Raw genomic sequence first — 9,343 nt, forward strand, 5'->3', positions numbered from 1 at the left:
TGATCGCGCCGCGCGGCTCAGCCCACCGCGACCTTGCGTTTGGCCGGGGCCTTCTTCGCCTTGGTGGTTGTGGGCTTGGGGGACTTGGGTTTTCCGGATGCCTTCGCCGACGGCTGCGCCGCGAGTACCTCGCTCAGGAACTGGCCGGTGTAGCTTTCCGGTACCGCCGCGACGTCCTCCGGGGTGCCCTGGGCGATGACGGTGCCGCCGCCGGAGCCGCCCTCCGGGCCCATATCGATGACCCAGTCGGAGGTCTTGATGACGTCCAGGTTGTGCTCGATGACGATGACCGTGTTGCCCTTGTCGACCAGGCCGTTGATGACGCCCAGCAGCTTGCGGATGTCCTCGAAGTGCAGGCCCGTGGTCGGCTCGTCGAGGATGTAGACGGTGCGGCCGGTCGAGCGCTTCTGTAGCTCGGCGGCCAGCTTGACGCGCTGCGCCTCACCGCCGGACAGTGTCGGGGCGCTCTGGCCGAGCCGGACGTAGCCCAGGCCCACGTCGACGAGCGTCTTGAGGTAGCGGTGGATCGAGGTGACCGGCTCGAAGAAATCGGCCGCCTCCTCGATCGGCATGTCGAGCACCTCGGCGATCGTCTTGCCCTTGTAGTGCACCTCGAGGGTCTCCCGGTTGTACCGGGCGCCGTGGCACACCTCGCACGGGACGTAGACGTCGGGCAGGAAGTTCATCTCGATCTTCAGCGTGCCGTCGCCCGAGCACGCCTCGCAGCGGCCGCCCTTCACGTTGAAGGAGAACCGCCCCGGCTGATAGCCGCGCACCTTGGCCTCGGTGGTCGCGGCGAACAGCGTGCGGATCTTGTCGAACACGCCGGTGTAGGTGGCCGGATTCGAGCGCGGCGTGCGGCCGATCGGCGACTGGTCCACCTGCACCAGCTTGTCCAGATTGTCCAGGCCGTTGATGCGGGTGTGGCGACCGGGCACCTGCCGCGCGCCGTTCAGCTTGTTCGCCAGCACCGTCGCCAGGATGTCGTTGACCAGGGTCGACTTGCCGGATCCGGAGACGCCCGTGACCGCGGTCAGCACGCTCAGCGGGAAATTCACGTCGATGCCGCGCAGATTGTGCTCGCTGGCGCCGACGACGGTGAGCTGCTTCTTCTTGTTCACCGGGCGCCGCACCATCGGCACCTCGATCTGCTCGCGGCCCGAAAGATACGCGCCCGTCAGCGAATTCGGGTCCTTCAGCAGGCCCTGGTACGGGCCGCTGTACACGACCTGGCCACCGTGCTCGCCCGCCATCGGGCCGATGTCGACCACCCAGTCCGAGGAGTGGATGGTGTCCTCGTCGTGCTCGACCACGATCAGCGTATTGCCGAGATCGCGCAGCCGCGACAGCGTCTCGATCAGCCGGCGGTTGTCGCGCTGATGCAGCCCGATCGACGGTTCGTCGAGCACGTACAGCACGCCGACCAGGCCGGAGCCGATCTGGGTGGCCAGCCGGATGCGCTGGGCCTCACCGCCGGACAGCGTGGCCGCCGCCCGCGACAGCGTCAGGTACTCGAGGCCCACGTCGAGCAGGAAGCCCAGGCGGGCCTGGATCTCCTTGAGCACCTGGCCCGCGATGGCCGCCTCCCGCTCCCCCAGCTCGAGCGAGTTCAGGAACTTCGAGCAGTCGCGGATCGAGAAATCGCAGACCTCCGCGATGGACCGCCGTCCCCCGTCGGAATTCAGTGTGACGGCGAGGATCTCGGGCCGCAGCCGCGCCCCGTTGCACACCGGGCACGGGATATCCCGCATGTACCCCTCGTAGTGCTCCTTCATCTGCTCGGACTCGGTGTTGTCCATGCGCCGCTGCAGGAACGGCATCACGCCCTCGAAATCGGCGTAGTAGGAGCGCTTGCGGCCGTAGCGGTTGGTGTAGGACACGTGCACCTGGTCGGTGCTGCCCTCCAGCACGGCCTTGCGGGCCTTGGCGGGCAGCCGATTCCACGGCGTATCCATGGAGAAGCCGATCGACTCGGCCAGGCCCGACAGCAGCCGGGTGAAGTACTCGGCGGTCTGCCCGCGCGACCACGGCGCGATCGCGCCCTCGTTCAGGCTCAGGTCGGGATCGGGGACCACCAGGTCGGGGTCGACCTCCTTGCGGATGCCCAGACCGGTGCAGTCGGGGCAGGCGCCGTAGGGCGAGTTGAACGAGAACGAGCGCGGTTCCAGATCCTCGATATCGAGCGGATGGCCGTTGGGGCAGGCCAGCTTCTCGGAGAAGCGGCGCTCGCGGTCGTGCGCGTGCTCGTCGCGGTCGACGAAATCCAGGACCACGATGCCGTCGGCCAGCCGCAGCGCCGTCTCGATCGAATCGGTCAGGCGCTGTTTGGATGTCGGCTTCACGGCGAGGCGGTCGACGACCACCTCGATATCGTGCTTCTCCTGCTTCTTCAGCTTCGGCGGGTCGGTCAGCGGGTACACCACGCCGTCCACCCGCACGCGCGAATAGCCCTGCGTGTTCAGCTGATCGAACAGGTCGACGAACTCGCCCTTGCGGGTGCGGACCACCGGCGCCAGCACCTGGAACCGGATGCCCGCCTCCATCTCCAGCACCTGGTCGACGATCTGCTGCGGGGTCTGCTTGGCGATCAGCTCGCCGCAGACCGGGCAGTGCGGGGTACCGGCGCGCGCGTACAGCAGGCGCAGGTAGTCGTAGACCTCGGTGATGGTGCCGACGGTGGACCGCGGATTGCGGTTGGTGGACTTCTGGTCGATCGATACCGCGGGCGACAGGCCCTCGATGAAGTCCACATCCGGCTTGTCCATCTGGCCGAGGAACTGCCGCGCGTAGGCCGACAGCGACTCGACGTAGCGGCGCTGCCCCTCGGCGAAGATGGTGTCGAACGCGAGGCTGGACTTGCCGGACCCGGACAGTCCGGTGAACACGATGAGGCTGTCGCGGGGGAGGTCGATGTCGACCCCCTTGAGGTTGTGCTCCCGCGCTCCGCGCACCGTCAGGCGATCCGCCACAGGCCGTCCCTTCTCGATCGTGTCTCGGCGTCCAGAATTACCCCCGCCGTCATGCTAGGCACACCCACCGACAAGTTTGAGCTCGAGCGGGCATCGAGACACGAGACCAGGGATTTCGGCGGTCGACTCCCCGCGACCGCACTGATCCAGCCTACGCGCCACGGCCCGCCGAGACCCGTGTGAGCCGCCGGACACCGGCCGCTCAGGCGGGGCCGAGCACGAGCACCGAATTGTGCCCGCCCATACCGAGGGAGGTCTTGACGGTGTAGCCCCCGGCAAACGGCGTCGGCCCGTCCAGCAAACGCGGATGGGCCGGGGCCACGATCGGGGCGGCGGGCACCACGCCCCGCTCGTACCCCAGCGCCGCCGCGGCCACCTCGACCCCGGCGGCCGCGCCCATGCAGTGACCGGTCAGCGGCTTCACCGAGTAGAGCCGGGGGGCATCGGAGAACAGGTCGCCCAGCAGCGTGGCCTCGGCGACATCGCACTGCCTGGTGCCGGGCCCGTGGGCGTTGTAATAGGCGATGTCCGACGGGCGCACACCGGCGAAATCCAGTGCACGGCGGGCACATTCGAAGATCTGCTCGAGGCTGGGCTCGACCGAGACGACGTGGTGGGCGTCGTTGGTCATGGCCCCGCCCAGCACCGAGACGTAGGGGCGCTCGGCGGCGCGGGTGGCCACGAACGCCACCGACGCCTCGCCGAAGCTGAAACCCCGGCTCCCCTCCTGGAACGGACGGCACGCCTCCAGCGGCTCGGTATCCGACACCGCCGCCCCCATCCGCACGAAATGCTCGACCATGTCGGGACTGCCCGACACATCGGTGGTCACCACGATGACGTCGTCCGCGAAACCCTGGTCCAGCCACAGCTTCGCGGTGATCAGCGCGACGTTGGCCGAACTGCACGCCGCCGACACGTTCATCGACGGACCGTGAAAGCCGAACTCCTTCATCAGCACCGCGATCGGGGTCGACGGGAGTAATCGCAGGTAGTCGCGCGAGCGGCGGTGGCCGTGGTCGACGGTGTAGAAATCGCGCCAGTCGTAGACGTCGCCGAGCACGATCGCGTGCAGCAGGCCCACGGTGCGCCCGGGCCGCCAGCCGCGCTCGGTGGCGTCGGTGATCGCCTCGCGCGCCGACTGGTGCATCGCCCGCGCGTAGCGGCTCGGGCTGACCGCGGGATCACCGCCGTCGGGTAGTCGGGCGACCCAGGCGTGCTCGTCGCGGCCGGGGCCGTACCCTGGGTACAGTCGTGCCGCGGACTTGCCGCTCAGCAGACCCTGCCAGAGCGTCTCGCGTCCCCAGCCGTACCCACTGACGACACCGATCCCGGCTATCGTCATATGATCTTGATACTGTTCCGCGGGCTGCGGGGTGGTGGTGCTTGGCATCGCATCGCTCCTTCACCGGTCCCGGGCCGGATAGCGAACAATCTGCCATCACTGAGCAAACCGGTAGCTGTAATGATCGCCAATCAGGGCCCGATGAAGTGCCCGAACTGTGACACATCCAATACCGTCGACGCTGTGATCTTGTGCACGTCGATATCAGAATGATCCCATGTGCCGTTGACGAAAATCATCGATGATCAGGGGGTACGTGTGGTTGAGGTGGGTGACGACCGGGAGCTTCCGGTCGATGCCGAACAGCTTGCCCAGCGGTACCGCACCCTGGTCGAGCACAGTCCCGACGGGGTCGTGGTCCATGAGCGCGGCATCATCGTATTTGCTAATCCAGCAATAGTAGGGCTACTCGGCGCCGAGTCTACCGAGCAGGTGGTTGGGCTGCCCGTGACGCAGTTCGTGGACCCGAAGTCGATCCCCGGCATGCTGGAGCGGATCGGCCGCCTCGAGACCACCGGCGACGCCTCCGACCCCGCCGAGATGACCCTCATCCGCACCGACGGGGACACCGTCGACGTCGAGACCGTCTCCGTGCTCACCGTCTGGCACGACCGGCTCGCCTACCAGGTGGTCATCCACGACCTCACCGCGCAGCGCCACGCCGAGGCCGCGCAGCGGCGCGCCGAACAGCACTTCACCACGGTCGTCTCCCAGCTGGAGGAGGGCGTGGTGGTGATCGACCGCGACGGGCGCATCGAATCGGTCAACCCCGCGGCCATGCGGATCTTCGGCCACGACGGCGACGATCTGGTCGGCACCCGGATCGACGCGCTGCCGCTCGCCCTGCTCGACGCCAACGCCCAGCCGCTGCCGCCGATGCGGCATCCCGTCGCCCGCACCCTCGCCACCGGGGAGACCATCACCCGCTACGTGTTCGGGGTGGACCGGCCCGACGGGCAGCGCCGCTGGCTGTCGGGCTCGAGCCGGTTGCTGAACCCCGGCGACCCGGACTCCCCCGCGGTGTCGTCGTTCAACGACATCACCGAATTCCGGGCCAGCCGAAGGCAATTGGAGTATCAGGCCACCCACGATCCGCTGACCGGACTGGCCAACCGCTCGCTGGTGCTCTCGCGGCTCGCGGCCGCGCTGGGCACCAGCGAGGACCTGCCGGTGTCGACGGTGCTGTTCATCGACCTGGACGGCTTCAAGACCATCAACGACTCGCTCGGCCACGCCATCGGCGACACCGTGCTGCAGATCGTCGCGCAGCGCCTGCAGCGCAGTCTGCGCGGCGACGATGTGGTGGGCCGCATCGGCGGCGACGAATTCCTGGTGCTGCTGTCCGGCCACACCCTGCCGGTCGATCTGGACACGCTGGTGATGCGGCTGCGGCAGAGCATGGCCGAGCCCATCATCGCGCGCGGGCACCGCATCCACGTCGACGCGTCCATCGGCGTCACTCCCCTGCGCCCCGGCGATACCCGCACCCCCGAGGCCGTGCTGCACGACGCCGATCTGGCGATGTACCGTGCGAAGCCGGACGCCCGCCGCGAGGGCAACAGCCTCGGGCGGCGCCCGAACAGTACGCACGCCTCCTGAAAGACCCGGCGATCCTCGAAGTGCCCAAGCCCTCACCTGGGATTACGGCGCGGGAGCAGAACCCGAACTAGACTCGACAACTCTGTTTTCTCTGCACGCGGCCACTCCGCGGCCGACCCGTGGTGACAAGGAGTTGACGTTTTGCCCGACCGCCTCACCGAGGATCGCCCGGCGACCGACCGCGCAGCCGACATCGACCGCGAGCAGGACCACCTCACGCTGCTGTACCAGCGCCTGGACGCCATGCGCGAATACGCCCAGCGCCGCCTGAAGACCGTGCTGCTGGAGGCCGGCGGCACCCCGCAGGCGCGCAGCGAGCGCGAATCGTTCACGCAGCTCTATACCGAAGATCTGGCGAAATACGATGCGGCCGAGCACGGGCTGTGTTTCGGCAGAATAGATTTGGCGGGAGCGGCGGGCGACGACGCGTCCGGCACAGCGAACGGTGCCGGAGAAGTCCGCTATATCGGTCGCCTCGGCATTCTGGACGAGGACGACGACTACGCGACTCTGTTACTGGACTGGCGGGCGCCACTGGCCCGGCCGTTCTACCTCGCCACCACCGCCCAGCCCGACGGCGTCACGCGGCGGCGGCACATCCGCTCGCGCAATCGCCGGGTCACCGCCGTCACCGACGAGTACCTCGATCTGGACCTGGCGCGCAGCGACGGCGCGCTGGAATCCGACGCGGGCGGCGTGGGCAGCGAGAGCGCGCTGCTCGCCGCCCTGAACGCGGCCCGCACCGGGCATATGAGCGACATCGTCGAGACCATCCAGAGCGAGCAGGACGCCATCATCCGCTCCGAGCACAAGAGCGTGCTGGTGGTGCAGGGCGGGCCCGGCACCGGGAAGACGGCCGTGGCGCTGCACCGCGCGGCCTACCTGCTCTACACCTACCGCCAGCAGCTGGACAAGGCCGGTGTGCTGATCATCGGCCCGAACACCACCTTCCTCGACTACATCGGCCAGGTGCTGCCCTCGCTCGGCGAGACCGGCGTCCTGCTGTCCACCATCGGCGACCTGTATCCGGGAGTGCGCGCGGCGCTGGAGGATTCGCTGCGGGCGGGCGAGCTGAAGGGTTCGCTGGACATGCTCGAGGTGCTGAAGAAGGGCGTGCGGGACTGGCAGCAGGTGCCGCGCGAGCCGATCCCGCTGCATTTCGACGGCTACGACCTGACGCTGGACCGCAAGATCGTCACCAAGGCCCGCGGCCGCGCGCGGTCCTCGCGGCGCCCGCACAACCTGGCGCGGCCCATCTTCGCCGCCTCCGTGGTCGACGCGCTGACCGATCAGCTGGCCGAGATCCTCGGCCGCGATATCACCGGCGGCACCCGCAATCTGCTGAGCCAGGCCGATCTCACCGAGATCCGCGACGAGATGCGCGCCGACGCCGACATCCAGCGCGAGATCGCGAAGCTGTGGCCGGTGCTGTCGCCGCAGGAGGTGCTGGCCGGGCTGTGGGCCGATCCCGACCGGCTGGCCCGCGCCGCCGGGGAGCTGTCGCCGGAGGACCGCAAGGAGCTGTACCGGCCCGACGACGGGCGATTCAGCGCGGCGGACGCGCCGCTGCTGGACGAGCTGGCCGAGCTGCTCGGGGTCGACGACGCCGAGGAGCGCGAGCGCGCCCGGCGCCGCTGGCGCGCCCAGCTCGCCGAGGCACAGGACGCCCTGGACATCCTGACCGGTTCCGCGCCACAGGATCTCGAGGACGAGCTGGACCCGGAGATCCTCATGGCCTACGACCTGATCGACGCGAGCCAGCTGGCCGAGCGCCAGCACGTCGGCACCCGCCAGACCACCGCCGAGCGCGCCGCGGGCGACCGCACCTGGACCTACGGGCATGTGATCGTCGATGAGGCGCAGGAGCTTTCGGAGATGGCGTGGCGAATGGTGATGCGGCGCATTCCCAATCGCTGGGTCACGGTCGTCGGCGACGTCGCCCAGACCGGCGATCCGGCCGGGGCCTCGTCGTGGCAGCGCGTGCTGGAACCGTATGTGGCCAAGCGGTGGAAGCTCGCCGAGCTGACCGTCAACTACCGGACCCCGGCGGAGATCATGGCGGTGGCCGCCGATGTGCTGGCCGCCATCGATCCGGGCGCGGAGGCTCCCCGCTCGGTGCGCGAATCGGGTTGCCCGCCAGCGGCTTTCCGGGTCGACGCGGACGACGCCGTAGCCACTGCGGCTCGACTCGTGGCGCAGGAGGCGGAGCGGCCCGGCATCACCGCGGTGCTCGTCCCCCACGATCGCCTCGGCGACTACGCGGGCCTGGCAGGCGATTCCGTGCGCGTCCTGACGGTCGCCGAGGTGAAGGGCCTGGAGTTCGACGCGGTGATCCTGGTGGAGCCGCAGGCCGTGCTGGACGAATCCCCGCGCGGCCTCAACGACCTCTACGTCGCGCTCACCCGCGCCACCCAGCGTCTATCCGTCGTGCACACGAGCGAACTACCCGATGTGCTGAGCAGGCTGAAGCAGGCGGAGTGATCTGACAGACGAAGCGGCCGTGAACAGGCGAATCTGTTCACGGCCGCTCTGTTTCGTCTGCTGTCGCCGGATGGCGGCTCAGCGCACGGTGTGGACGATCAAGACATCCGTGCGGGACTTGCGGGCGACGTCGGAGGGCACCGAACCCAGCAGCCGCCCGGTCAGGGTGTTGAGGCCGCGGTTGCCGACCACCAGCAAATCGGCCTCCACCTCCTTCATCAGCGTGAGCAGCGACTCGACGGGCTCGCCGACGATGGCCTTCTCCACGACGTTGGCGGCACCGGCGGCGACGGCCCGGTCCCGCGCGATGCGCAGGATCTCGTTGGTCGGCGCGGAGCCGCGAACCTGATATGCCTCCTCCTTCAGCACATCGGCCGCGGCCGCGACATCGCGATCATCGGTCGGGTAGTACGCGCAGGCGACGTACAGGGTGGCGCCCGCGTCACCGGCCAATGCGGCGGCCTTCTCGACGGCGACATACGACGAGTCCGAGCCATCGGTACCGACGACAATGGATCGGTAGGCGGTCATCTCTCCTCCAAACGTGCAACGGGTCGGATGCCGGCGCGTTTCGCCCGTGACTGCGGGCACCGCGCGGCAACTGCGCTAGACCATAACCGGTGTCAGGCCGGAAATATCCCAAATCGCAACACATCACACCCGCGTGCCGAGTAACGCGCAGCACACATTCGCGCGCCGGATCCGGAAAGGACCCGCGCTACCAGCGGCGATTCCGGTATTGCGCGGTACCACCGCGATCCGCGACATCGGACCGAACGGTATTGTGCCACTGGGATTTTCGTCACAGCACCGCATTTCGGCGCACCACCCGCGGGGGGGGGGGGGGGGGGGCGCGGGGGGGGGGGGGGGGGGGGGGGGGTTTTGAAAAATTGGCGGCCCCCCCCCCCCCCGGGTGGGCGGGGGGGAGGGGGGATTTTTGGGGGAGTAA

At 68.8% G+C, this 9,343-nt stretch carries 5 protein-coding genes; 2 read left to right on the forward strand and 3 right to left on the reverse strand.

All coding sequences use genetic code 11. From position 1 onward, the window contains the following. Positions 1–17: 17 nt before the first annotated feature. Both uvrA and QH290_RS21590 read right to left on the reverse strand, forming a co-directional pair. Positions 18–2,969: an excinuclease ABC subunit UvrA gene (gene uvrA / locus QH290_RS21585; protein ID WP_280384744.1), complete on the reverse strand. Its 2,952-nt coding sequence runs from the start codon at positions 2,967–2,969 to the stop codon at positions 18–20. Between the two features lie 202 nt (positions 2,970–3,171). Next, the gene (locus QH290_RS21590) at positions 3,172–4,362 is read right to left on the reverse strand and encodes a beta-ketoacyl synthase N-terminal-like domain-containing protein (protein ID WP_280263417.1); all 1,191 of its coding nucleotides are present in this window, start codon (positions 4,360–4,362) and stop codon (positions 3,172–3,174) included. 210 nt (positions 4,363–4,572) lie between these two features. On the opposite strand from QH290_RS21590, the gene QH290_RS21595 reads away from it, so the two are divergent. After that, positions 4,573–5,913 carry a diguanylate cyclase domain-containing protein gene (locus QH290_RS21595; protein WP_342213209.1) on the forward strand — a complete coding sequence of 447 codons (1,341 nt, stop codon included), beginning with the start codon at positions 4,573–4,575 and terminating at the stop codon, positions 5,911–5,913. Positions 5,914–6,156: 243 nt separating this feature from the next. Beyond that, on the forward strand, positions 6,157–8,394 hold the full coding sequence (locus QH290_RS21600; protein WP_425303634.1) for a HelD family protein: 2,238 nt from the start codon (positions 6,157–6,159) through the stop codon (positions 8,392–8,394). A gap of 78 nt (positions 8,395–8,472) precedes the next feature. On the opposite strand, the gene QH290_RS21605 is transcribed toward QH290_RS21600, so the two are convergent. Next, a complete protein-coding gene (locus QH290_RS21605; RefSeq protein ID WP_280384748.1) occupies positions 8,473–8,925 on the reverse strand; it encodes a universal stress protein in 453 nt (150 codons plus the stop codon). Between the last annotated feature and the right edge of the window lie 418 nt (positions 8,926–9,343).

Origin of the sequence: Nocardia wallacei (assembly GCF_029869545.1) — a bacterium.
In the GTDB taxonomy this organism is placed as follows: domain Bacteria; phylum Actinomycetota; class Actinomycetes; order Mycobacteriales; family Mycobacteriaceae; genus Nocardia; species Nocardia wallacei_A.

Bases quoted from the DNA above. Each gene is read 5' to 3' on its own strand.
- QH290_RS21590 (WP_280263417.1), bottom strand. From the start codon at position 4,362: ATGCCAAGCACCACCACCCCGCAGCCCGCGGAACAGTATCAAGATCAT.
- QH290_RS21600 (WP_425303634.1), top strand. From the start codon at position 6,157: ATGCGCGAATACGCCCAGCGCCGCCTGAAGACCGTGCTGCTGGAGGCC.
- QH290_RS21605 (WP_280384748.1), bottom strand. From the start codon at position 8,925: ATGACCGCCTACCGATCCATTGTCGTCGGTACCGATGGCTCGGACTCG.